The organism is Flavobacterium glycogeni, from assembly GCF_048286775.1.
In the GTDB taxonomy this organism is placed as follows: Bacteria; Bacteroidota; Bacteroidia; order Flavobacteriales; family Flavobacteriaceae; genus Flavobacterium.
Genome location: NZ_JBLVPV010000001.1, coordinates 304,815 through 327,795 on the forward strand (window position 1 = coordinate 304,815; position 22,981 = coordinate 327,795).

A 22,981-nucleotide genomic window follows, 5' to 3' on the forward strand; every position below is an offset into this window, starting at 1 on the left:
AGGTCTAGTAAACTGGCTTTCTCTAATTAACAATTGTTACCAATTCATTAAATCAACTTTATTTTATTATTTATCAATACGTTACACGTTGTCATGTCGTTTTAAACTTTAAATTATTTACTACGATAAATACTATTTACACTTGTAATTTTGGTATTTCATTCTATTTTAGTTACATTTGTAAATAGTTAATTTTTAATATTAATTTACAATGGTAAACATAGAGGATTTTATAAAAAGATTAGAAATTATACTGGATTACTACAGCTTAAATGCTTCTTCTTTTGCGGATAAAATTGGCGTACAGCGTTCCAGTTTGTCCCACCTACTTTCAGGAAGAAACAAACCCAGCTTGGATTTTATCCTTAAAATATTAGAGGTTTTTCCCGATGTGGATTTGTATTGGATTTTGAATGGAAAAGGAAATTTTCCAAAAAATTCGGAACAGTTTGATAAAACAGAAAACAACGTTGAGCAAGTTGTAAAACAAAATATTCCTACTCCATCGAGCAATGAAATAATTCCTGAGAATTTATTCTCAGAAATACAAAATCCAATAAATAGAAATTCATTGGAAACAAAAAAAACAGAAAATCAAAATACCCTAAAAGATTCCATTTCAAGCGACGTGGAAAAAATTGTATTCTTTTATAAAGATGGTACTTTTAAAGTGTTTAATCCTAATTAAAAATTAGACCGCTTTTAATTACAAAACGGTCTGGAAAAATTTAAACCATCGGTCAATATATTAATCCAATAGTTTTTTGTCACATCGAGCCCTTCGACCTCGCTCAGGATAAACTAAAGTCGTAATGTAATAATGGTTATCTCCCGAAACGTCGGGAGCGCTCGAACTGACAATAAGACTGATTTATAATTTATATCCGTTTTCAGGAATTTTTCCTTTTACTCCTATAAAATGTTTCTTCAAAATAGCCATATCATTTTCGATATCGCCAGTAGGTAAAACTGGCTTTCCAAGATTGACTTCTTTCTTACCATAATCAAATGCAACAGGAATTATAGGAACATTTGCTTTCAAGGCAATATAATAAAATCCCGTTTTTAGTTCGCCCACTTTTTTACGGGTTCCTTCAGGAGCAACAGCCAGACGAAAAACTTCTTTTCTTTTAAAAATAGCAGCAATAGAATCGACTTTGTTCAAACCTCCAGAACGATCCAATGGTTCTCCGCCCATATATCTAAAATAAAATCCAAAAGGAAAACGGAACAATTCTTTTTTACCCACCCAATTCATTTCTAATCCGGTTATTCCTCTGGTGAAAATTCCCAAATAAAAATCATGGTTACTCGTATGCGGCATCACCATCATGACACATTTTTTAATATCGGCATCAATAGTCCCGACTATTTTCCAGCCCATAAGCCTGAAAAATATCCATTTGTAAAATTGTTTCTTCATTCTTTATTATTTCGTACAAAATAAATAATTTATATCTTATTTTTGAGTAAAACTGTCATCAATGATTAAAAAAATATTCAGCTATCTAATTCCAATAAAAATTTATGAAACAAAATCTTCATTGAGTAAATCGATTGAAGTGACTTGGGCAAATGGGGAATTGGTTTTAGATTCTGAAAATGCAAATTATTCGTATGGCAGTTTGCAACGCATTTTAAGATTAGGATTAAAAAACATTGGTTATGAAAAAATAGTCCCAATGAGTCATGTTTTAGTTTTGGGAGTTGCCGGTGGAAGCGTTATAAAAACATTGGTTGATGAAATAAAATACAAAGGAAAAATTACCGGAGTAGAAATTGACCCGGAAATAATTAAAATAGCCAATACGTATTTTAAATTGGATAAAGTGAAAAATCTTGAAATTGTAATTGATGATGCCTTCGAATTTGTTTTAAAAACAAAAACCAAATACGATTTAATTATTATTGATATTTTTCAAGATACAACAATGCCTAATTTTCTATTTGAAACTTTTTTCATCAATAGAATTTGCTCTCTTTTGAAAAGTCATGGTTTTATTCTTTTTAATACAATGCTATTGAATGAAAGTCAAAATGTAAGAAATAAAAAATACGTCTCCGAATTTTACAAAAATCAATTTCAAATTAAAACCATTCCAAGAGTTGAAGTTCATAATGAATTGATAGTAATCGAAAAATTGAATTAAATAATGAACCGTAAATGTTCTTTCTGAAAATTCGCAATCCAATAGTCTTAAAGCAACACAATTATTTTGTACTCTTACATAGCGTTATATAATACTCTGCTGGAATGAAAAAAATTTTAAAAAAACTGCTTCTTGGGAAAACATCAAAGGGTTTTCAACCCAAATTTAATCCCATTCAAAAACGGATACAAAATATTCAATCCATTTGGAATAACGATCATCAGGAAGACAATGGAATTGAAAAAATCGTGCGGTTATTCCTGGCCTCTTCCCAATTACTTTTCCCTGGAATTTACATTAAATATTGGGCCAGTAAAAAAGGAGTCGAATACCAGGATTTAGCTTTGGATTTCTATGTTTTGCTTAAAGTGGTTTTTCCAATATTGATATTAATAAATCATTGGCAAAGCCATCAATGGATTATTTGGATTCTCATTTATGTTTTTTTGGAAACCGTTTTTTATATTCCAACATTAATTTTTGCTTCTGATTTATTTTCAAAACCACGCTCCTATAAAAGATCAATGTTGTTGCTTTTTTTTAATTATTTAGAAATTGCATTTGCGTATGCCGTGTTTTATTCGATTGATCGTTACTTAAACAGACCTTTCTTTCATTGGTTTGATGCGGTTTATTTTAGCATCGTAACTTCCTCTTCCATAGGGTATGGAGATTATTATCCAATAACCACGATAGGGAAATTCCTGGTAACCACACAAGCGTTATTGTTTCTGTTTTTCGTTGTGCTTTTCTTGAATTTCTTTTCCACCAAAGTAAAAACCAAAGGCTACTTTGATCATGAAAATCTGGAATAAATTACAACATTTTTTTGGCTTTTTCTAAATCTTCCGGAGTATCAATCCCGATTCCAACATGTGTCGTTTCGACCATTTTAATGCGCTTTCCAAATTCGAGATAACGTAATTGCTCCAGTTTTTCGGATGCTTCCAAAGATTGCATCGGTAAACTGTAAAAATCCAATAAAGCTTGTTTTCTAAAAGCATAAATCCCGATGTGTTGCATGTACCGAACACCCACATTTTTCTCTCTTGGATAAGGAATTACCGAACGTGAAAAATACAATGCAAATCCGTTTTGATCCACCACTACTTTTACATTGTTGGGATTATTGATGTCTTCTTCATTTGTGATTTCGCGCATCAAGGAAGCCAAATCCACTTTTTTATCCAAATCATTTCTAAAAACTTCAATCACTTTTGCCAAAGGTTCCACATCTATAAACGGTTCATCTCCCTGCACGTTAATCACAATATCAACGTCCAGATTTTCGACTGCTTCCGCAATTCGATCACTCCCCGATTCATGTTCCTTGATGCTTCGAATGGCTTTTCCTCCGTGAGAAACGATTTCATCAAAAATTAAATCCGAATCCGTTACCACAAAAACATCATCAAACAATTGCGTGTTTATGGCCGCTTCATAGGTTCTTAAAATGACCGTTTTTCCTCCTAAATCCTGCATCAGTTTAGCTGGAAATCGTGTCGAAGCGTAACGGGCGGGAATGACTGCTATTATTTTCATTATTATGTTTTTAATTTGCTACAAATAAACTAAGTAGCAAAGTTTTATTTTTTGTTACTAAACATTTAAAAATAATTTAGTGTGCGATTTAATAAACAACAACTTTTATTATTATTCAAATAAACTACTAATGGTTTTCATTGGTAAAAACATTTTGCCACTATCTGGCAAAGATATAAATCCATATTTACTGTAGAAATTTACAGCATCCTCATCTAAAGGGTCAACAATTACTGCAAAAGAACCAATACTTTTTGATAATTCATAACTCCTTTTAAGGGCATCAATCAATAATAGTTTCCCGGTACCATTTCCTTGAAATTTCCGATCAACAGCTAATCTACCAAGCAAGGCTGTTGGAATTGAGGTGTATGATTTTGGCAATTGTTTTTGTAATTCGGAAGGAATTAAATCCAAAGAGATACTATTATTGGCTAAAGTGTAATAACCTGATATAAAACCTGTTTCCTTTTCAATCAAAACAAAACAGGCCGATAATTTTCTACGGACATCCTGGCTGGCTTGTTTTTGCAAATAGTCATCCAACATCTCTTTTCCGCAAAAAAAATCCTTTTTTTTATGCCCTGAATTTAGGGTTTCGGATAATTGACTCATTCTGAAAGCAATGCTTTAAAATCATTTGCAGCTGCTTGAAGTGCTTGGTTTGGAGTATTAGGATTCGTAATGGCCTCAAAGAAAATTTCGCTATCTCTTTGAGAAGCTAAAACTTGTTCTCTTTCGCTTATAATTTCTTTTGCCTTAATTTGAACGGTACTAATTACAAAATCGGTTAGATTGCGATACCCGCCAAGACGTGCGGCTTTTTCGAACAATAATTTTTGTTCAATAGGCAATTTAGTATCAAATCTAGCTTTTTCGATTTTAATTGTTTTTGTTGCCATAACACAGTATTTTTTTTCAAATATACGGATAATATCCGTATAAAAAATAAATTATACGGTTTATTTCCGTACTTTTTATTCTAACGAATTTAAATCACCGTCTTTCCAACCTTAGTTAGTATGTTTTTAGGATTTACAAAATTGTTCTTAATTCTCAACTTAAATTTACTTTGTGATATTCCAAAAACTGATTTTACGTCGAATTTCAAATCCTAATTTCTCGTATAATTGTATTGCTCCTATATTATCTTCAATCACATGTAAATAAGGCGTTTTATTTTGGTTAAAAATTTCATTTACAGCATGGGCAACTAATTGTTTGGCGTATCCTTTTCCGGTATGATTGGGATGTGTGACTACTGCGCTTACTTCAATAAAATTATTCATTTGCATGCGCTCACCAGTCACGGCAACAAGTTCATCGTTTTTGAAAATCCCATAATAATTGCCTAATAAAGCAGTTTTTCTTTTAAAATAACCCGGTTGCACCAAGTTAACCAACTCATATAAAGCGTCGATATGTTCGTCAGTGAGTTTTACGATTGGATCATTAATTGTAATATCGATTGCATCATAAACAATCATTTGAAGACAAACTAATTCTTTATTTAACTTCAATAGATTTGAAAGTTCTGGCTTTTCTCCAACAATAAAAAAATTATCAACTTTAGCAGAATATTCATCGATAGACTTTACAATCGAATTCCCTTTTTCAAAACCACCAAACGGACAATAATCCGGATGATAGAATTTTACACTGCCATAATCTACCGCAAAACTTTGATGCGTTTCTGATAACGAAAACCAAACCGGATTATCTAATTTTTTATCGTCTTGTGTTTTCACAATAAGTAGTTTTGAAGGGTTTGTTTTGGGGTTAGTGATGATGATATTTATATTTAGTTTGTGGCTTTTCTTTCGTTCAGTAATTTAATCATATTTTTTCCACAAGTAATTATTTGGTCATCAGAATAAGTAATTATTTTTTCTTTCTTAAAATTCTTTACAATAAATATTTCAGGAGTAAAGTAAAACTCTTTTTTCTCTATAATATTTTTTGTCTTAGGTTTGTGAGTATTTGAATTATTATTTATAAATGTATAATCTTCCAAATTCTCAATTTTTATTATTTTATTGTTATCAATATAATATTTATTTGTTATCGTCCCAGTCTCTCCACCATTTTGGGAAATTAAAAGCACTAATTTGTTAAAATAATAGTATCCAATCAAATTCCCACCGCAAGTTTTCATATCATCAATTCCTAAAATCTCTAATTTACTTTGTTGTTGTAATTTATCGATTTTCAAAATTTTAATTTCTATATCATTCAGTTTTATATTTTGACTGTAAGATATTTTCAAAGAAATTAGAAATAGTAAACAAATTATTTTCTTCATTTTTATTTTTTTAACTAACCACTAATTTATTATTATTATTATATCATCAATAAAATATAATCTTTATTCTCACAAAAAACATCCTACATAATCTTCACTGAAGTCATACTCAGCGAACCCGCCAATAACTTATCATTAAACAAACTCAGTTCCTCGGATTTTCCTTTTAATCCCAACGTGTAAATCAAAGGCAAATAATGCTCCGGCGTAGGAATCGCTAGTTGAAATGCTTTGCTTTGTTTCTCAAAATCAATCAACGGTTGGAAATTCCCGTCCACTAAATAATGGTTTACCGTTTCCCTTGCTTCAATTGCCCAATCGTAACCGTAATTATCTTTATCGAAATTTTGATAATCGACTAATCTCAAATTATGCACAATATTTCCGCTGCCTACAATCAGGATTCCTTTGGTGCGCAAGGCACTTAGTTTCTGAGCCAACTCAAAATGGTATTGTCCGGATTTAGTATAATCAATACTCAACTGAATCACGGGAACATTCGCTTCTGGATATAAATGTTTGATGACACTCCAAGCACCGTGATCTAGACCCCAATGTTCGTCCAGCTCTACTTCTACCGGTGTCAACAATTGTTTGGTTTCTATCGCTAATTCCGGACTTCCTTTTGCAGGATATTGCACATCGAACAACGCTTGAGGAAAACCTCCAAAGTCGTGAATCGTTCGTGGCATTTCCATTGCGGTTACCTTTGTACCTTTGGTAAACCAATGCGCCGAAATACACAAAATGGCATTCGGTTGTGGTAACGTTTTAGCCAAATTTCGAAAACCAGTCACAAACTGATTTTCTTCAATCGCATTCATCGGGCTGCCGTGTCCTAAAAAAAGTACTGGCATTTTTTCAGTATTCGAAAAAGAACCTGAAATTTTATGTAAGTCGTTTAAAGTATTCATAACCAATTCAATTAAAAGTTTAAAACAGACAAATTAATTTTTTAAACCATATAAGCCATTCAAGTTTTACTTTAATTGTTAAGCTTATATGACTTATATGTTTATGAAATTTACTCTACAAAATTCTCATCTTTAAAACCTATCAAATATAATTTATTTTTTGCTCGGGTCATCGCGGTGTACAACCATCTGATGTAATCTCTATTAATTCCGTCCGGCAAATACGGTTGTTCTATAAAAACAGTATTCCATTGACCACCTTGGGACTTATGGCAGGTTATTGCATATGAAAATTTAACTTGCAAACCATTAAAATATTCGTTGGCTTTTACTTTTTGAAATTGTTTGAATTTGGTTTCGCCTTCGTAATCTTTCAACACTTCCTGATACAATCGGTTGGATTCCTCATACGTTAAAGATGGCGATTCGCTTTTTATGGTATCCATTAATAAAACGGTTTCAAACGGAATCTGATTGGGGTAATCAATCATTCTTATTTTTACTTTGGCAAACTTAAAACCGTACAATTCTTTGATATTGAAAATTTCCAATATTTCGATAATATCACCATTGGCAATAAAACCCGCTTCATCAGAATCTTTCAACCAAAAATAATTGTTCTTCACCACCATCAGGAAATCACCTGTAGAAAGTTCGCTTTCTTTATCGAGGATTTTGGTTCTGATTTGCTCATTATATTGATTCGCCCTTTTATTGGAACGAACAATAAAGGCAGTATCTTCTATACTATAATTACTGTAGGCGGAATTGATGGCATCCTGAATATCGTAACCATCAGTCAACCGAACAATATCTTTGAATTTCTTGACATCAAATTTGAATTCATCTATAAAGGAATCTTTCAATAATTCCCGAAGTTCAGTGGCGTTATGCAAAATCCCGGAATTTTCTTCCTGACGCATCACTTCGTCCAACTCAATATGTTCTACTTCCTTATCATAATTCATTCCCAAAGTGCGAATATCCAACGCGGGACTGATATCCAAATTCACCGGAGGCAACTGAGCGGTGTCACCCAGTAAAATCATTTTGCAATTGGTTCCCGAATACACATACGAAATCAAATCATCAAGCAACGAACCGTTTTCATATAACTTAGAATCCGAATTCGTATCCGAAATCATCGACGCTTCATCGACGATAAAAATCGTGTTCTTGTGTTTATTTTGTAGCAACGTAAAAGAAACGCCACCACCGGAAGACTTCTTTGGAAAGTATATTTTTTTATGAATTGTAAAAGCTGGTTTGTTCGAATAATTGGCAATCACTTTTGCCGCACGACCCGTTGGCGCCAACAAAACATACTTTTTATTAATGTCCAATAAACTGTTTACAATCGTAGAAATCACGGTTGTTTTTCCTGTCCCGGCATATCCTTTTAATACGAAGATGGTTTTATTATCGGTTTCGGTTAAAAAAATCGCTATTTTTTGAAAAAAAATATCCTGTTTATACGTGGGTTGAAAAGGAAACTTTTTTTGTAAAAGACTATAGAACAGGGAGGAATTCATTTCGTGTTATTTGACTGCAAAGTAAAGAATGTTTTTTCAATTTCAATGTCAATAGCAATTTCAATTTTCAATTACTGCCATTGAATTTTGCTATTGTCATTGCTAATGTCATTGCAATTGAATTTTGCTATTGCAATTGTTATTGATTTTTAAATTTGTAAGTTTGCGTTGTTGAAAAAATCAATAGTATTATGAACATAGCCGAAAAAAAATATAAAAAACTTTCCATTCAAGTTTCCTTGACGGGACTTTCTTTTTGTTGTTTTGATACGCTAAATAATACCGTAATTTCATTTAACGAAGTGCATTTTGAGACCTTTCATAAAGCCACAAAAATTGAAGATTTGTTTGCTGATGCTTTCAGGGATCATCCGGAATTAAAAGATTCCTATGATGAAATTCTAGTGATTCACAATAACAACCTTTCTACTTTTGTACCGGAACCGTTATTTGACGAGAATTTTTTAGGCAGTTATTTGCAATATAATACTAAGGTTTTTGAAACCGATTTTTTCGCTTTTGATGAAATTCCAAATTATCAAATGAATGCGGTTTATATTCCGTATGTGAATATCAATAATTTTTTTATTGATCAATTTGGTACTTTCGATTACAAACATGCGAACAGTATTTTGGTTTCCAAATTATTGGTTGCTTCCAAAAATAAGGATGAGAAAAAAATGTTTGTACATATTAATACAGGTCATTTTGAAGTTATTGTAGTTCAGAACCAAAAATTACTCCTTTTCAATTCTTTTGATTACAACACGCCGGAAGATTTCTTGTATTACATATTATTCACGGCTGAACAATTGAACTTAAATCCCGAAAACTTCCTATTGGAATTAATCGGAAATATTGATACCGAAAGTGATTATTTCAAAATCGCTTACAAATACATTCGCAACGTTTCCCTCATAGATGTGGAAGATTTGCGATGGAACAATTATTTTTCTGAGGCCGAAAACAGAAATCATTTTATACTTTTCAACTCATGAGAATCATTTCAGGAAAATACAAAGGAAGACGCATTTTTCCACCAAAAGGGTTACCCGTTCGTCCCACAACCGATATGTCTAAAGAAGCATTATTCAATGTTTTGAACAACCATTTCAGTTTTGAAGGGCTTAAAATATTGGATTTATTCGCAGGAACCGGAAATATCAGTTATGAATTTGCCTCAAGAGGAAGCACGCCGATTACATCTGTTGATGGCGATTTTGGTTGTGTAAAATTCATCAAACAAGTTGCAGCTGAATATGATTTTAATATTGCAGCCACTAAAAGTGATGTTTTCACCTATTTAGAAAGATGTAAAACGTCTTATGATATTATTTTCGCAGATCCGCCTTATGCATTGGATCAAAAAACTTTTGAAAAAATTGTTTTATTAATTTTCGAAAAGGAATTGCTAAATGAAGATGGAATGATGGTAATCGAGCATTCAAAATATACCAAATTGGATCACATGATTCATTTTTCATTTCAGAAAAGTTACGGTGGTTCTATTTTTAGTTTCTTCGAAATAGGGAATAAAGAGGAAGATTCTGAAAATGAATCAGACCAAAACGATGGTGAAGAAGAATAATTTTAGTTATTTTTTTTAAGATAGTTTCTCCAATATTTTTTTATATATTGGAGTAGCAACACCATATTTCAAACCTTCTTTTACCACATATTCTGTTAAGGAATTCACTTCTGTTTTTCGATTTGCCAACAAATCTCTGTGCATCGATGAAGTGGCGTCTTGTGGCGATTTCTCCAATTTAATAATCGTTTGGGCAACAATATCATTTGGCAACGCTAACCCTTTTGCGGAAGCGACAGCAGTAATCTCATTTAACAATGAAATATAAACTGCTTTATTTTCAGGATTATTTAAAATCCCTCCAATGTTTTGATTCAAATACGAAGTTGCTGAAGCCAGAGCTGAAATAAAAATGAACTTCTCCCAAACTGTTTCTTCACTATTTTCTACAAGATAACTTTCGATACTTGCTTTTTCGAAAATAGATTGCAATTCCTTCAATTTAGAAACCGGAGCATTTTTAGAACCAAAGAATAGTTTTTCGTAAGGGCCAATTTTCTTGATAATTCCCGGAGTAACAATCATCGAAACAATATACACACAACCTTGCAAAACAACATTTTCAGGAAATACTATTTGTATGCGTTCCGTGGCATCGACACCATTATATAAAGGCAGGATTATCGTGTTTGGCGCAATGCAGTTTTTTATGGATTCAAAACTACTTTCAATATCATAGGTTTTAGTCGCACAAATAAGGTAATCGAGTTTCCCAATTTCATCTGGATTATTCGAAACTAAATTCGGAAAAACAGTCATTTCACTTTCGTCTAAAATGATTTTCAATCCGTTTTGAGCTACTGCTTTTTGAGTTTCGCCACGGGCAATACATACAATTTCAATTGTATCTGAGTCAAAATAAGCTTTGGCTAATAACCCTCCGAAATAACCACCTACTCCTCCGAGTCCTAAAATCCCAATTCTTGTTTTCATAACTACTATTTAAAAAATAAACCATTAAGAAATTTAGAAAATTAAGCCTTGGGACTTAATGAAACTTAATTTCTTAATGGTTCTCTTTTAGATTTCACAATCCTTTAATCTTATTAAATCTTTTAATAAAAAAATGCAGACCTATAAGCCGGATTCTGTCTCCGAATCCCGATAGCTATCGGGACGGAGCCTTATCATTTATCTAGATCCCGAATTACTTCGGGACTCAAGCTATCTACCCTTCAACAACGGACGAGAAGCCCTTAAATGCTGATATACTTGATATTTCACCGCATAGAGTTTACCTGGTTTCACTACAGCATTACCTGTACATACTTTCTGTTGCACTTGTCCTAATCGACTCTGAAATAAATTCAGAGTAAACCGACGGGGGTTACCCGCTATGCTTCCCTATGGTGTCCGGACTTTCCTCCCTCTTGATTACTCAAAACGGCGATAAGGCGGTCTGCGGTGCGAAATTACAACATTTTTTGATGTATCTCAGTTTTAGATTATTTACTTTAACATCCATTTCACAACGACTTAGTAATAAATTAGTTATCTTTATAATTAACAATTAATCTTCCATTAATCATGAAGCCAACGTACCATTATACCACAGTTTTAGAAGCCTTAGAAGATCTAAAAGAAAAAGGTTTCACCTATGATTTTAATATTCATCAAGATGATATTAAAGCAAATCCGCATAAATATGAAGTAAAACACGTGTATCGCTACGAAGGGGATACTGATCCTGGAGAGGAATCGGTGGTATATGGCATCAGCTCTGATTCAGGCGAAAATGGAGTTTTTGTAGCTGGTTTTTCGGCAAATTCTGATAATGATGCTGCACTTGTTTTGGAAAAATTATGCATAGAAAGTAGCGGGCAATGCAAACTCTAGTTGCCGTATAGTCCTCTTTTTTTTAAACAACAACAACTTCATTTTAAGGTTTCCCAAAAAATTAATTATTTAAGTTCTATGCTGTTATCCGAAATAATAATAGAACGAATCAAAAAAGAAGGACCAATCTCTTTTCGGGATTTTATGGAAATGGCATTGTATCATCCTGAATTGGGATATTATAATTCTATACAGGACAAGATAGGATCCAATGGCGATTTTTACACCAGCCCTTATATTTCTGCCGACTTTGGAGCCATGATAGGACGTCAAATCGAAGAAATGTGGGAGATTTTAGAAAAAAAACCTTTTACGATTGTTGAATATGGCGCTGGAACCGGTTTATTATGTCATGATATTTTAGATTATCTCAAGAATAATCCCCCTTTGTATGATAGTTTAACCTATTGTATCATCGAAAAAAGTGTCAGCATGCGTGAAATTGAAAAAAAACATTTGCATGAAAAAGTAAGTTGGTACAATTCAATCCAAGATATCCCTGAAATTAACGGTTGTATTTTATCGAATGAACTGGTTGATAATTTTGCGGTGCATCAGGTAATTATGGAAGAACAACTTCAGGAAGTCTTTGTAGACTATAAAGAGGATTTCATAGAAATTTTGAAACCTGCAAAAAAAGAACTCACCCATTATTTTGAAACATTAAATGTTCAACTGCCAAAAGGATTTCGCACGGAAGTCAATTTGGAAGCGGTATCTTGGATAAAAGAAGTTTCACAATCCTTACAAAAAGGGTATGTAATTACCATAGATTACGGTTCTTTGTCGGCTGAATTATACCACAACCACAGGAGTTGCGGTACATTATTGTGTTATCACAAGCATCACAAAAACGACAATCCTTATCTATTTATTGGAGAACAAGACATTACATCTCATACCAATTTCTCTGCTATATCGCATTGGGGCACGCAAAACGGACTAGATTGTTGTGGTATCGTGGATCAAGCACCTTTTTTATTAGCTCTCGGTATTAAAGAATATCAAAATATTGCTTTACTTAAAAATAAGGATAATTTGCAATTGGCAGCCCATGAAGCATTAATGAATTACAGACTATTGTTTGATATGGGAACGAAATTCAAAGTATTAATACAACAAAAAGGAGTTCCAGAATATCCATTATCAGGTTTGAAATTTTTAAATTCTTCAAGAACCGTTTTTAGTTGAAATAACGATTCAATCAGATTTAGAAATACTTTATTTTTTTGAAATTACAATTTAATTGGGAGCTATTTCCAGCTATTCATTACAAATGAAATTCACTGAACTCCAATTAAAATAAAAGTATTGTGAAGTAATCTTTTCTTGTTTTAAAGAAAAACAAGAAAAGGATTTCTCCCGAAAATTCGGGACTATCCAGACTAGAAATTCGGGAACAAAAAACCATTTAAAAAATTATAAAATCTTTCAATACTTAAATTTTTCCATCTTTAAATTAAAACCTATATTTGCTTTCGAATAAAAATTCTATGGAACAATTTGTTGTATCGGCCCGTAAATATCGTCCTCAAACATTTAAAGATGTTGTAGGGCAAAAAGCCATTACCAATACTTTATTGAATGCCATAGAAAGCAATCACCTTGCTTCTGCCCTATTATTCACAGGACCTCGTGGCGTTGGAAAAACTACTTGCGCCCGTATTTTGGCTCGAAAAATAAATCAGCCGGGATATGACGATCCAAATGAAGATTTTGCCTTTAATGTTTTCGAATTAGATGCAGCTTCCAACAATTCTGTGGATGATATCAGGAATTTAATAGACCAAGTGCGTATTCCGCCACAAACGGGACAATACAAAGTATACATTATTGATGAGGTTCACATGTTGTCTTCGGCAGCTTTCAATGCTTTCTTGAAAACATTGGAAGAACCGCCAAAACATGCCATTTTTATATTGGCTACGACCGAAAAACATAAAATTATTCCAACGATACTTTCTCGTTGTCAGATATTTGATTTCAAAAGAATCACTGTAAAAGATGCTAAAGAACATCTTGCAGAAGTGGCCACCAGTCAAGGGGTTAATTTTGAAGATGACGCTTTGCATATTATTGCTCAAAAAGCAGATGGCGCGATGCGAGATGCTTTGTCAATCTTTGACCGAGTAGTTTCTTTTTGTGGAAAAGATTTAACACGTCAGGCCGTTACGGAGAACTTGAATGTGTTGGATTATGAAACCTACATCAACATCACCGATTTGATTCTGGAAAACAAAATTCCGGAATTATTAATCGCTTTCAATGATATTCTTGCCAAAGGATTTGATGCGCATCATTTTGTATCGGGATTGGCTTCCCATTTTAGAGATTTATTGGTTTCGAAAACACCTGCTACGCTGTCATTATTAGAAGTTGGGGAACAAGCGCAACAAATGTATGGTATCCAAGCGCAAAAATGCAGTCAAGACTTTCTTTTGAAAGGAATCGAAATTGCAAACGATTGTGATTTGAAATACAAACTAAGCCAAAATCAACGACTTCTTGTTGAACTTTGTTTGATGCAACTAGCCTCTATCACTTATGATGGAGAAAAAAAAAAGTTGAGCAATTTATAATTCCACCTACTTATTATAGGAAGAATGATTACTCAATAGTAGAAATTCCAAAAAACAATGGCAATGAAAATGGCAATGGCAATAGCAATGGCAATAACAATGACAATAGCAAAAATCAAATTTCAATTGCCAAACCCGAACAGCCAAATAGTGTCGTTGCACCAATTGAAACCATAAACCATAAACCACAAACTACAAACCATTTAGCAAGCGAGCCAAAGATTTCTGCATTTTCATTATCGAGTATTCGTGCCAAAAAAGCATTAGAAGAAAGCAATAAAGGAATTGTAAAAGAAGTGCTTCATTTGCCGACTGAATCTTTTACAGAAACTGAAATGTTGTTGCAATGGAATAAATATGCGCAACGTTTAGGAGATAAAGGGTATAAAATCATGGAGTCGTTATTACTTATCAACGATCCTAAACTAGATGGAACAGCCATCTCAATTGAATTGCCTAATGAAGGTTCTAAATTAGATTTTGAAAAAGAACTAAACGGACTTTTAGGACATTTAAAAGGTCATTTACACAATCATGATATTACAATAGAAGTTATTGTGAATGAGAGTTTTGAAAACAAAAGAAGCTTTAATGACCAAGACCGATACAATAGACTCCATGAAATAAATCCAAATATTGAACTGTTACGAACAACATTTGGATTAGATTTAGATGCGTAAATTATTTGTTTTTTAAACCAAATTGAAAAACTTTTCGCAACCAGTTTTCTCTTTGCTTTTCATCAGAAGTTTTTATGACTCCAATATAACTGACTTTAACTGGTTTTATTCCACAAAATTCTAAAGTTGATTTCTTTAATTGATTTACACTTGGTCTTCCAAAAAACAATCTGTAATACCAACCGGGTTGATCTAATGTGGTAATAATGTGTGCTGTTTTTCCTTTTAAAAGTTTATCCCACCAAACTGAATTTTCTCTGTATTTAAAAGCCATTCCCGGCAAAAAAAGACGATCAATAAAGCCTTTTGTAATTGCAGGTAAACCACCCCACCAAACCGGATGAATCCAAACTAAATGATCAGCAATTTTAATTTTTTCCCAAGATTCAATTAAATCTTCCTCTAATTCAATTCGCTTTTGATAGCCAAATTGTAAATTAGGATTAAATTTTAAAGTAGCAATTGTAATCATATCTACCTGTGCACCTGATTGAATCGCTCCATTTTTGTAATACTCCGCTAATGCATAATTAAAACTCGACGGGTTTGGATGTCCATTTATAATAAGAATTTTTTTCATGTTTATATTTTGGACAAAAATACCCCATAAAAAAAACATAGCTACAAGACAAATGTCCTATAATTAAATCGCTTTTCGAATCCGACTTAAATGTCTTGGGGTTATTCCTAAAAAAGAAGCCAAATTGTGTAATGGAATAAGCTGAATGTATTTTTTATGAAGCCTAAATAATTCTTCATAACGTTCTTTTCCTGTCAATTTTTGAAAAGATACCATTCGTTGTTGTAATGTGACATATTCCATTTCAGCTATTTTTCTACCTGCTTCTTGCCAATGAATACTGTTTTTATAAAGTAGTTCTAAATTTTCATGGCTAATAATTTGCAATTCAGTATCAAAAATTGCCTGAATATTTTCTTCCGTTGGTTTTCTAGTGATAAAACTAGCAAAAGCGGCCATAAATTCATTCTCAAAAGTGATACAATTTGTTATTTCATTTCCTTTATTATTTAAAAAAAAGGAACGTAAAACACCTGATTTTATGAAAACAATTTCATTGCAAATTTGATTTTCTCGAATTAAAAAATCTCCTTTTTTGAGTTTCCGTTCCGTTAATAACGCATCTAATTTATTTAATTCATTTTCGGGGAGCAGTTGTAATGATTTGAATATGGATTTCATTTGTTGTTTTTAATAAATCTGATTTACCTTAACAATATTAGGAAATCATTTGTAATAAGAATAACTACTTAAAAATTCTTTCGATTCTTTTATCTGGAATTAACCAAATCAGGGCAACAATAGAATAGATAACTAAATTTTACCGTAATACATGGCTTTTACAATACCATCTGAAAGCCCTATTTTAGGAACATATATATGTCTGGCACCACTCCATTTCATTGCATTCAGATAAATTCTTGTCGCGGGAATAATTACATCGGCACGATCCGGATTCAATCCTAATTCTGAAATCCTTTGTTCGTACGAAAGTGAATTCAGGAAAGCATACTGAGAATTCATATAGATATAAGATAATGGCTTTTCCTGAATCTTTCCGGACATCTTGAATAACTTATTAATATTTCCACCAGAACCTATTAAAGTGACTTCATCGTATTCTTCCGTATTTGTTTTAATCCATTTTTCAATTTCATCCCATACTACATCGCATACCATGTCATTTAATAAGCGTACAGTTCCTGCTTTGAATGATCTTGAGTTTATCATTTTGCCATTAGAGAATAAGGTAAACTCAGTACTTCCACCACCAACATCTACAAAAAGATAGGTTTCATCAGTTTTCAACAGATGATGCAAATCAGTAGAAGCAATTATAGCGGCTTCTTTTTTTCCATCAATAATTTCTATTTTTATATCGGCTTTTTTCTTTATTAAAGCAACAACTTCCTTACCGTTATAGGCTTCGCGCATGGCTGAAGTTGCAAAAGCCATATAACGTTCCACTTTATGCACCTTCATCAAAAGATTAAAAGCTTTCATGGCATCGCACATTCTTTCCATATTCTCATCAGAAATTTCACCCACTGTAAAGGCATCCTGACCTAGACGAATTGGAACACGCACTAACGAACTTTTATTAAACTGTGATTCTTTTCCTTCTTGTTCTACAATATTTACAATCAATAAACGCATGGCATTAGAGCCAATATCGATTGCTGCATATTTTTTTATTTTAATCATTTTGGATTTGATTCGTTTATGCTTTTAGTAATTAATTTGTCTAATCTATTAATTCTAAAATCAAAAAATTAATGAAAATATTAAATTAGATTTGAACAAATAATTATACTATTTCTTCTGTTTTTGATTCTAACTCCACTTTGCTTTGATAGTATTTATAGGTTTCTAATTGTGCCCTAAAAACAGGATTATGATTTCGAATTCTATATTTATTATCTAATTTATAAGAATGATAACGGGCCTTTACATTCCCTTTCCAACCTATATCGAAGTTATCAATTAACTCATTTTTTATTTCCTGATCGTATATTGGACAGGTAACTTCAACACGACCATCCAAATTTCTGGTCATAAAATCTGCTGATGAAATATAAACTTCCGTTTGTCCTGCATTTCCAAAAATATAAATTCTGGAATGCTCTAAATAATTATCGACTATACTTATAGCTTCTATATTATCGCTCATTCCGGGAATTCCCGGTATCAGTGAACAAATCCCTCTAACTTCGAGTTGAATTTTCACTCCTGCTCTACTGGCTTCATATAGTTTATCTATCATTTCAAAATCAGACAAACTATTCATTTTAAGCTTTATATGCGTTTTTCTTCCTGCTAATGCATGAGTAATCTCTCTATCAATTAATTTTATAAATCGAGATCTGGTATAATGCGGGGAAACAATGAGATGTTTGTAGCGATGCACTCTATAATTGATGTCAAAAAACTCAAATATTCGCATAATATCTTTCAGAATTTGTTGATGGCTCGTAAAAAGAGTTACGTCAGTGTACACTTTTGCTGTCGATTCATTGAAATTTCCTGTTGAAATAAAACCGTATCGCTTTATTTTATTATTTTCATTTCTTTCAATAACACATATTTTACTGTGTACTTTTAATCCTTTTATTCCAAAAATTAGTTCAATACCTTCCGTTTGCATTTGCTCAGCATAGGAAATATTAGAAGCTTCATCAAAACGAGCTTGCAATTCGATTTGAACGGTTACTTTTTTTCCATTTTTGGCCGCATTTATCAGTGAACTAATAATTTGAGAATTTTTTGCCAATCGATATAACGTAATTTTTATCGAAGTTACTTTTGGATCTAATGCCGCTTCACGCAAAAACTTAGTGAGATAAGAAAAGGATTGATAAGGTGCATTTAATAAATAATCTCTTTCACTTATTTTTTCTAACATACTTCCTTCAAGACTTAATCCTGGAATTGGCAAAGGATCATTCGTTTTGTATAATAAATCAAATCGACCCAGATTTGGAAAATTCATGTAGTCGCGTCTGTTGTGGTATCTTCCGCCAGGAATAATGCTGTCAGTAGAAACAATTTTCATTTTATCAAGAAAAAATTGCAAGGTATCTTCTTCTATTAATTGGTCATAGATAAAACGCACCGGTTCACCAATTCTACGGTCTTTAACACTCAATGATATTTTTTCAATCATACTTTTACTTAAATCACTATCGATGTCAAGTTGAGCATCTCTGGTAATTTTTATCATGTGTGCAGAAACACTTTTGTAGTCAAAAATATTAAAAATACTGCTTAAATTATGTCTGATGACATCATCCAGAAGTATAATATATTGTTTTTCATTATTAGATGGTAAAACAACAAAACGGTTGATTGTTTTTGGAATTTCAATAACGGCATAACGAACTTCTGAATTTTGATTCATAACCAGTTTAATGGCTAAATAACCCGAAGTGTCTTTCAATACGGGGAACTCCGCTAAGTCATTCAAAATTATAGTTACTAATTCAGGACTTAATTTTTGAATAAAAAAGTCTTTCAAAAAGATTTCTTGCTCAATTGTGATATCATTTTCAGTGATAATAAATATATTTTTAGTCTCTAGTTCCGTTTCAATAATATTTAATATCCGTAAACTTTCTGATTGTTGCTGGATTACAATTTCAGTAATATCTTTTACTAATTGCTGCGCAGAAATACCTCCGAGATACTTTTCTCCGGTTATCCCTGTCAGACTTAATCGTCTAATGGCTGCAAAACGAACTCTAAAAAACTCATCTAAATTATTCGAAAAAATACCTAAAAATCGCAGTCTGTCTAATAGTGGAACTGAATTATCACCAGCCTCTTGAAGTACTCTGGCGTTGAAAGCTAACCAACTTTTTTCTCTATCAATATATTTATATTCTAATACTTTATTCATCTTAAATCTTTGGGAAATATTATTTTTTTTATTTTACCTTTTTTAATTTTTTTCCAATCATCGGTATCAAATTTCAAGGATACAAAACCACTTGTAGGAATATTATCAATATAATCATCCCCAAATTTATTAACAAAATTTGTAATTGCACCATTATGTCCGAAAACAATAACACTTTCGAAAAGATTACTGCATGATTTAATAATTTCCTCCAGTTTCTTTTCATCAAAGGTATAAAGGTCGTCTTTGTAAACGATACTTTCTATAGGATAGGCTAAATTTTGAGCAAAAATTAACGCTGTGTTTGTAGCTCTTTTTGCAGAACTTGCCCAAATAATATACGTTTTGGGAATAAATTTTTTTGCATGAGTAGAAACAAGATGAGCATCTTTCATTCCTTGACAAGTCAAACCACGATCTTTATCATGCATTGGAACTTCCCAACTTGATTTTGCATGCCGTACTAATATTAGGTTTTTCATAATGAAAAAATAATTATGTAATCAATTAGCAAATAGTTCAAGAATTAAGATCCAATTTACAAAAATATATTCTAAATGTACTTTTTTATTTAACTATTAATCCGATAAATAAAATACAAATTAGCATATTAAAATAATATTATTCTTACAAAGAAATAACACAAAATCACAGATAATCAACTGCTTAAGTGTTTTATCTTGCTTTTTATTTGTTAATATTAATTTAAAATATAGATTTGAAATGTTAAAGTTTTATTTAAAAAAACTACAATAGAATTAAAAAGATCAAAAGCTATCATAAAAAAGTCAGATGAACACCTTTTTTTAATTTTTTTTTAACAAAAAATGTCATTTCAACGAGTATTTAGGTTATTGGTAGGAAAAAAAATTATAATTAAATCATTGTAGTTAGTTTAGCGTATCATATTGATATTTAAACATCTAAGAAAAAAAAATCTAATTTATATAAATGTTTTGTTTTTTGTCCCAAATTAAATAAGAAATCATGAAAAAAATTACTTTTTTAAAGTTCGTTACTTCATTAATATTGGTGTTTACAACAATAATTTTTGATTTAGATAATATTTATGCCCAACAATCTACAGATGTTGTAAATGGTGATGCTTGTATTAGTATTACCAATTGTCCTCCAGACCAATTTAAATGTGCCAATACGATTGTTAATGGTCAATCCGGGGCTAATTTTACTTGGACTACGCCTACAATATCCCAAACTTGTTCGGTAGGTTCGAATCCAAATGCCAATTTCCAAATGTTATTTGAATTAAATGAGTCATTATTAAGTTCCGAATGTTGGGATTTTAATTATATTTCAAGAGTTGGAGGCAATGGTGGACACATAAAATTATTTTCAGGAAGCGATGGTGATGGTTCAAAAGATTCTAAGATAACTACGCCTTATCTAATAATTGAAGATGACACTAATGTTTCTATAGACGCAAGGTATAGTGATGGAACTTATTCTGTTCAATTGGTTTTAGTGGGTGACGCAACACATCCTGATATCCCCTTATCCGTTCAATCAGTAACCAGCAGTACTTCAACATATAGTTGGGCTGCTGATTTTGATGCAGGTATCGGTACCACAACTCATACAACAGGAGTTTATAGGCTGAAATTTATTTTCCATTATACCGGTTCAGAACCAAAAAATGCAAACAAAGGAGATACAGTTATTGCAGTTAAAGCTATTTTAAATGACGATGGCTGTTCTGCAGGTATTGACTTTTCTGTTACAGGACCAAATACCGGTTTTTATCCGATTGGATCACATAATTTACAATATGTCGCGACGTATACAAGTCCAAGCGGTGTAGTTAAAACGAAAACTTGCTCCTTTAACATTACGGTAGGTAGTTTGCCAACAGTCACCGGAACTACACCCTCAGCTCATTGTGGAACAGGTTCTGTAACACTGGGAGCAACCGCTTCTGCGGGAACCATTAACTGGTATACAGATGCAATCGGTGGCTCACCTTTAGCAACTGGAAATTCTTATACAACTCCAAGTATTACATCGACTACAACTTATTATGTTGATGCAACAAATAATTCTTGCACATCTGCCAGAACTGCCGTGACAGCAACCATCACTCCATTGCCAACAGCAACCATTACCGGTATACTAACTGCTTGTTTAACGACTACATTAACTGCCAATACAAATGCCGTTTCACCGAGTTATGTTTGGTATAAAAACGATGTAATTATTAGTGGGCAAACAGCATCAACACTTGTTGTTACAGCCAATGGAGATTATAAAGTAAAAATAACAAATGGAGTAACTTCATGTGAACAGACTTCTGCATCTTCTACAGTTAGCGTTGAGGATACTGTAGCACCTGTAGTAAATGCTACAAATAGTTCTAGTACTGTTTCATGTATTTCAGCCGCAACTGCTCCTACACCACCAAATGCTACTGATAATTGTTCTGGGACAATTAATGGAGTACTTTTCTCAACAACAGATACTCCAAATCCTTTAACATGTGAAGGAACTAGAGAATATAAATATAAATATACTGATTCAAGTGGGAATTTTAGTTACTGGACTTATACATACACTATCGAACGCGAACCATTCACAACAATTGCGCCTGCCGGTTCAATTGTAGCTTGTGTAGCTTCGGCTGTGACTTCCACCATTCAATTGCCCACAGTAACGGACAATTGTGGAAACACACTTTCTCCGACTCCGGCAAGTCCTGTAACTGGAGGAACTTATGATGGATGCGAAGGAACTAAAACCTTCACTTACACCTATACCGATTGTGAAGGAAACTTTCAGGATTTTGTCTATACTTACACTATCGAACGCGAACCATTCACTACAATTGCGCCTGCCGGTTCAACTGTAGCTTGTGTGGCTTCGGCCGTGACTTCCACCATTCAATTACCGACAGTAACGGACAATTGCGGAAGCACGCTTTCTCCGACTCCGGCAAGCCCTGCAACTGGTGGAACTTATGATGGATGCGAAGGAACTAAAACCTTCACTTACACCTATACCGATTGTGAAGGAAACTCTCAGGATTTTGTCTATACTTACACTATCGAACGCGAACCATTCACTACAATTGCGCCTGCCGGTTCAACTGTAGCTTGTGTGGCTTCGGCCGTGACTTCCACCATTCAATTGCCGACTGTAACAGACAATTGCGGAAACACGCTTTCTCCGACTCCGGCAAGCCCTGCAACTGGTGGAACTTATGATGGATGCGAAGGAACTAAAACCTTCACTTACACGTATACCGATTGTGAAGGAAACTCTCAGGATTTTGTCTATACTTACACTATCGAACGCGAACCATTCACTACAATTGAGCCTGCCGGTTCAACTGTAGCTTGTGTGGCTTCGGCTGTGGCTTCCACCATTCAATTGCCGACAGTAACGGACAATTGCGGAAACTCACTTTCTCCGACTCCGGCAAGCCCTGCAAC

General features: G+C 32.9%; 24 protein-coding genes and 1 other RNA gene. 10 read left to right on the forward strand and 15 right to left on the reverse strand.

Features of this window, described 5'->3' with window-relative positions; translation table 11 throughout:
• Positions 1-211: 211 nt before the first annotated feature.
• Positions 212-688, forward strand: coding sequence for a helix-turn-helix domain-containing protein (locus ACNQGX_RS01360; protein WP_417973326.1), 477 nt, complete (start codon positions 212-214; stop codon positions 686-688).
• A 183-nt stretch (positions 689-871) separates the two neighbouring features.
• On the opposite strand, the gene ACNQGX_RS01365 is transcribed toward ACNQGX_RS01360, so the two are convergent.
• Positions 872-1,423 carry a 1-acyl-sn-glycerol-3-phosphate acyltransferase gene (locus ACNQGX_RS01365; protein ID WP_417973328.1) on the reverse strand — a complete coding sequence of 184 codons (552 nt, stop codon included), beginning with the start codon at positions 1,421-1,423 and terminating at the stop codon, positions 872-874.
• 61 nt (positions 1,424-1,484) lie between these two features.
• On the opposite strand from ACNQGX_RS01365, the gene ACNQGX_RS01370 reads away from it, so the two are divergent.
• Complete coding sequence (locus ACNQGX_RS01370; protein ID WP_417973330.1) at positions 1,485-2,150, forward strand: spermidine synthase; 666 nt, start codon at positions 1,485-1,487, stop codon at positions 2,148-2,150.
• A gap of 104 nt (positions 2,151-2,254) precedes the next feature.
• On the forward strand, positions 2,255-2,965 hold the full coding sequence (locus ACNQGX_RS01375) for a potassium channel family protein (protein ID WP_417973332.1): 711 nt from the start codon (positions 2,255-2,257) through the stop codon (positions 2,963-2,965).
• 1 nt (position 2,966) lies between these two features.
• Here the strand turns inward: ACNQGX_RS01375 and kdsB are convergent, their stop codons facing one another.
• The 7 genes from kdsB to ACNQGX_RS01410 all read right to left on the reverse strand — a co-directional run bounded on the left by kdsB (position 2,967) and on the right by ACNQGX_RS01410 (position 8,440).
• Positions 2,967-3,692 (reverse strand): 3-deoxy-manno-octulosonate cytidylyltransferase, encoded by a 726-nt coding sequence (gene kdsB / locus ACNQGX_RS01380; protein ID WP_417973335.1) that lies wholly within the window; start codon positions 3,690-3,692, stop codon positions 2,967-2,969.
• 111 nt (positions 3,693-3,803) lie between these two features.
• Positions 3,804-4,307, reverse strand: coding sequence for a GNAT family N-acetyltransferase (locus ACNQGX_RS01385; RefSeq protein WP_417973337.1), 504 nt, complete (start codon positions 4,305-4,307; stop codon positions 3,804-3,806).
• Positions 4,304-4,594 carry a type II toxin-antitoxin system TacA family antitoxin gene (locus tag ACNQGX_RS01390; RefSeq protein ID WP_131916559.1) on the reverse strand — a complete coding sequence of 97 codons (291 nt, stop codon included), beginning with the start codon at positions 4,592-4,594 and terminating at the stop codon, positions 4,304-4,306. The genes ACNQGX_RS01385 and ACNQGX_RS01390 overlap by 4 nt, the downstream gene beginning before the upstream one ends.
• 165 nt (positions 4,595-4,759) lie before the next feature.
• Positions 4,760-5,440, reverse strand: a complete 681-nt coding sequence (locus ACNQGX_RS01395; RefSeq protein ID WP_417973339.1) for a GNAT family N-acetyltransferase — start codon at positions 5,438-5,440, stop codon at positions 4,760-4,762.
• A gap of 53 nt (positions 5,441-5,493) precedes the next feature.
• Positions 5,494-5,994 (reverse strand): hypothetical protein, encoded by a 501-nt coding sequence (locus ACNQGX_RS01400; RefSeq protein ID WP_417973341.1) that lies wholly within the window; start codon positions 5,992-5,994, stop codon positions 5,494-5,496.
• Positions 5,995-6,077: 83 nt separating this feature from the next.
• Positions 6,078-6,908, reverse strand: coding sequence for a 4,5-DOPA-extradiol-dioxygenase (gene ygiD / locus ACNQGX_RS01405; RefSeq protein WP_417973343.1), 831 nt, complete (start codon positions 6,906-6,908; stop codon positions 6,078-6,080).
• A 110-nt stretch (positions 6,909-7,018) separates the two neighbouring features.
• Positions 7,019-8,440, reverse strand: a complete 1,422-nt coding sequence (locus tag ACNQGX_RS01410; RefSeq protein WP_417973345.1) for an ATP-dependent DNA helicase — start codon at positions 8,438-8,440, stop codon at positions 7,019-7,021.
• A gap of 191 nt (positions 8,441-8,631) precedes the next feature.
• Here ACNQGX_RS01410 and ACNQGX_RS01415 point away from each other — a divergent pair, with 191 nt between their 5' ends.
• Both ACNQGX_RS01415 and ACNQGX_RS01420 read left to right on the forward strand, forming a co-directional pair.
• Complete coding sequence (locus ACNQGX_RS01415; RefSeq protein ID WP_417973347.1) at positions 8,632-9,438, forward strand: DUF3822 family protein; 807 nt, start codon at positions 8,632-8,634, stop codon at positions 9,436-9,438.
• Positions 9,435-10,028 (forward strand): RsmD family RNA methyltransferase, encoded by a 594-nt coding sequence (locus tag ACNQGX_RS01420; protein ID WP_417973350.1) that lies wholly within the window; start codon positions 9,435-9,437, stop codon positions 10,026-10,028. The genes ACNQGX_RS01415 and ACNQGX_RS01420 overlap by 4 nt, the downstream gene beginning before the upstream one ends.
• 15 nt (positions 10,029-10,043) lie before the next feature.
• Here ACNQGX_RS01420 and ACNQGX_RS01425 read toward each other — a convergent pair whose 3' ends face one another.
• Both ACNQGX_RS01425 and rnpB read right to left on the reverse strand, forming a co-directional pair.
• Positions 10,044-10,961, reverse strand: coding sequence for a ketopantoate reductase family protein (locus ACNQGX_RS01425; protein WP_417973352.1), 918 nt, complete (start codon positions 10,959-10,961; stop codon positions 10,044-10,046).
• A gap of 128 nt (positions 10,962-11,089) precedes the next feature.
• Positions 11,090-11,434: RNase P RNA component class A (rnpB, locus tag ACNQGX_RS01430), an RNA gene on the reverse strand.
• Between the two features lie 121 nt (positions 11,435-11,555).
• Between rnpB and ACNQGX_RS01435 the strand changes: the two genes are divergently transcribed.
• The 4 genes from ACNQGX_RS01435 (at position 11,556) to ACNQGX_RS01450 (ending at position 15,123) form a co-directional block, all read left to right on the forward strand.
• Entirely contained in the window at positions 11,556-11,864 is a 309-nt protein-coding gene (locus ACNQGX_RS01435) for a hypothetical protein (RefSeq protein ID WP_417973354.1), read from the forward strand.
• A 78-nt stretch (positions 11,865-11,942) separates the two neighbouring features.
• Positions 11,943-13,055, forward strand: coding sequence for a class I SAM-dependent methyltransferase (locus tag ACNQGX_RS01440; RefSeq protein ID WP_417973356.1), 1,113 nt, complete (start codon positions 11,943-11,945; stop codon positions 13,053-13,055).
• A 302-nt stretch (positions 13,056-13,357) separates the two neighbouring features.
• Positions 13,358-14,443, forward strand: a complete 1,086-nt coding sequence (gene dnaX / locus ACNQGX_RS01445) for a DNA polymerase III subunit gamma/tau (RefSeq protein WP_417973358.1) — start codon at positions 13,358-13,360, stop codon at positions 14,441-14,443.
• Positions 14,444-14,739: 296 nt separating this feature from the next.
• Positions 14,740-15,123: a DNA polymerase III gene (locus ACNQGX_RS01450; RefSeq protein ID WP_235831761.1), complete on the forward strand. Its 384-nt coding sequence runs from the start codon at positions 14,740-14,742 to the stop codon at positions 15,121-15,123.
• Between the two features lies 1 nt (position 15,124).
• Here the strand turns inward: ACNQGX_RS01450 and ACNQGX_RS01455 are convergent, their stop codons facing one another.
• The 5 genes from ACNQGX_RS01455 to ACNQGX_RS01475 form a co-directional block, all read right to left on the reverse strand.
• Positions 15,125-15,703, reverse strand: a complete 579-nt coding sequence (locus ACNQGX_RS01455) for an NAD(P)H-dependent oxidoreductase (RefSeq protein ID WP_417973360.1) — start codon at positions 15,701-15,703, stop codon at positions 15,125-15,127.
• Positions 15,704-15,766: 63 nt separating this feature from the next.
• Positions 15,767-16,324, reverse strand: coding sequence for a Crp/Fnr family transcriptional regulator (locus ACNQGX_RS01460; RefSeq protein ID WP_417973362.1), 558 nt, complete (start codon positions 16,322-16,324; stop codon positions 15,767-15,769).
• Positions 16,325-16,456: 132 nt separating this feature from the next.
• Positions 16,457-17,347 (reverse strand): Ppx/GppA phosphatase family protein, encoded by an 891-nt coding sequence (locus ACNQGX_RS01465; RefSeq protein WP_417973364.1) that lies wholly within the window; start codon positions 17,345-17,347, stop codon positions 16,457-16,459.
• A gap of 103 nt (positions 17,348-17,450) precedes the next feature.
• Complete coding sequence (gene ppk1 / locus ACNQGX_RS01470) at positions 17,451-19,538, reverse strand: polyphosphate kinase 1 (RefSeq protein WP_417973366.1); 2,088 nt, start codon at positions 19,536-19,538, stop codon at positions 17,451-17,453.
• Entirely contained in the window at positions 19,535-20,020 is a 486-nt protein-coding gene (locus tag ACNQGX_RS01475; protein ID WP_417973368.1) for a SixA phosphatase family protein, read from the reverse strand. Before ACNQGX_RS01475 ends, ppk1 begins: the two co-directional genes overlap by 4 nt.
• Before the next feature lie 505 nt (positions 20,021-20,525).
• Between ACNQGX_RS01475 and ACNQGX_RS01480 the strand changes: the two genes are divergently transcribed.
• A partial coding sequence (locus tag ACNQGX_RS01480; protein WP_417973370.1) for an immunoglobulin domain-containing protein occupies positions 20,526-22,981 on the forward strand: 2,456 nt, incomplete at its 3' end.

What these genes read in the sequence shown, in the direction of transcription:
- ACNQGX_RS01415 (WP_417973347.1), top strand. Translation starts at nt 8,632, where the DNA reads ATGAACATAGCCGAAAAAAAATATAAAAAACTTTCCATTCAAGTTTCC.
- ACNQGX_RS01370 (WP_417973330.1), top strand. Translation starts at nt 1,485, where the DNA reads ATGATTAAAAAAATATTCAGCTATCTAATTCCAATAAAAATTTATGAA.
- dnaX (WP_417973358.1), top strand. Translation starts at nt 13,358, where the DNA reads ATGGAACAATTTGTTGTATCGGCCCGTAAATATCGTCCTCAAACATTT.
- ACNQGX_RS01425 (WP_417973352.1), bottom strand. Translation starts at nt 10,961, where the DNA reads ATGAAAACAAGAATTGGGATTTTAGGACTCGGAGGAGTAGGTGGTTAT.
- ACNQGX_RS01365 (WP_417973328.1), bottom strand. Translation starts at nt 1,423, where the DNA reads ATGAAGAAACAATTTTACAAATGGATATTTTTCAGGCTTATGGGCTGG.
- ACNQGX_RS01420 (WP_417973350.1), top strand. Translation starts at nt 9,435, where the DNA reads ATGAGAATCATTTCAGGAAAATACAAAGGAAGACGCATTTTTCCACCA.
- ACNQGX_RS01375 (WP_417973332.1), top strand. Translation starts at nt 2,255, where the DNA reads ATGAAAAAAATTTTAAAAAAACTGCTTCTTGGGAAAACATCAAAGGGT.
- ACNQGX_RS01410 (WP_417973345.1), bottom strand. Translation starts at nt 8,440, where the DNA reads ATGAATTCCTCCCTGTTCTATAGTCTTTTACAAAAAAAGTTTCCTTTT.
- kdsB (WP_417973335.1), bottom strand. Translation starts at nt 3,692, where the DNA reads ATGAAAATAATAGCAGTCATTCCCGCCCGTTACGCTTCGACACGATTT.
- ACNQGX_RS01360 (WP_417973326.1), top strand. Translation starts at nt 212, where the DNA reads ATGGTAAACATAGAGGATTTTATAAAAAGATTAGAAATTATACTGGAT.
- ACNQGX_RS01435 (WP_417973354.1), top strand. Translation starts at nt 11,556, where the DNA reads ATGAAGCCAACGTACCATTATACCACAGTTTTAGAAGCCTTAGAAGAT.
- ACNQGX_RS01440 (WP_417973356.1), top strand. Translation starts at nt 11,943, where the DNA reads ATGCTGTTATCCGAAATAATAATAGAACGAATCAAAAAAGAAGGACCA.
- ACNQGX_RS01460 (WP_417973362.1), bottom strand. Translation starts at nt 16,324, where the DNA reads ATGAAATCCATATTCAAATCATTACAACTGCTCCCCGAAAATGAATTA.
- ACNQGX_RS01400 (WP_417973341.1), bottom strand. Translation starts at nt 5,994, where the DNA reads ATGAAGAAAATAATTTGTTTACTATTTCTAATTTCTTTGAAAATATCT.
- ACNQGX_RS01390 (WP_131916559.1), bottom strand. Translation starts at nt 4,594, where the DNA reads ATGGCAACAAAAACAATTAAAATCGAAAAAGCTAGATTTGATACTAAA.
- ppk1 (WP_417973366.1), bottom strand. Translation starts at nt 19,538, where the DNA reads ATGAATAAAGTATTAGAATATAAATATATTGATAGAGAAAAAAGTTGG.
- ygiD (WP_417973343.1), bottom strand. Translation starts at nt 6,908, where the DNA reads ATGAATACTTTAAACGACTTACATAAAATTTCAGGTTCTTTTTCGAAT.
- ACNQGX_RS01475 (WP_417973368.1), bottom strand. Translation starts at nt 20,020, where the DNA reads ATGAAAAACCTAATATTAGTACGGCATGCAAAATCAAGTTGGGAAGTT.
- ACNQGX_RS01455 (WP_417973360.1), bottom strand. Translation starts at nt 15,703, where the DNA reads ATGAAAAAAATTCTTATTATAAATGGACATCCAAACCCGTCGAGTTTT.
- ACNQGX_RS01465 (WP_417973364.1), bottom strand. Translation starts at nt 17,347, where the DNA reads ATGATTAAAATAAAAAAATATGCAGCAATCGATATTGGCTCTAATGCC.
- ACNQGX_RS01385 (WP_417973337.1), bottom strand. Translation starts at nt 4,307, where the DNA reads ATGAGTCAATTATCCGAAACCCTAAATTCAGGGCATAAAAAAAAGGAT.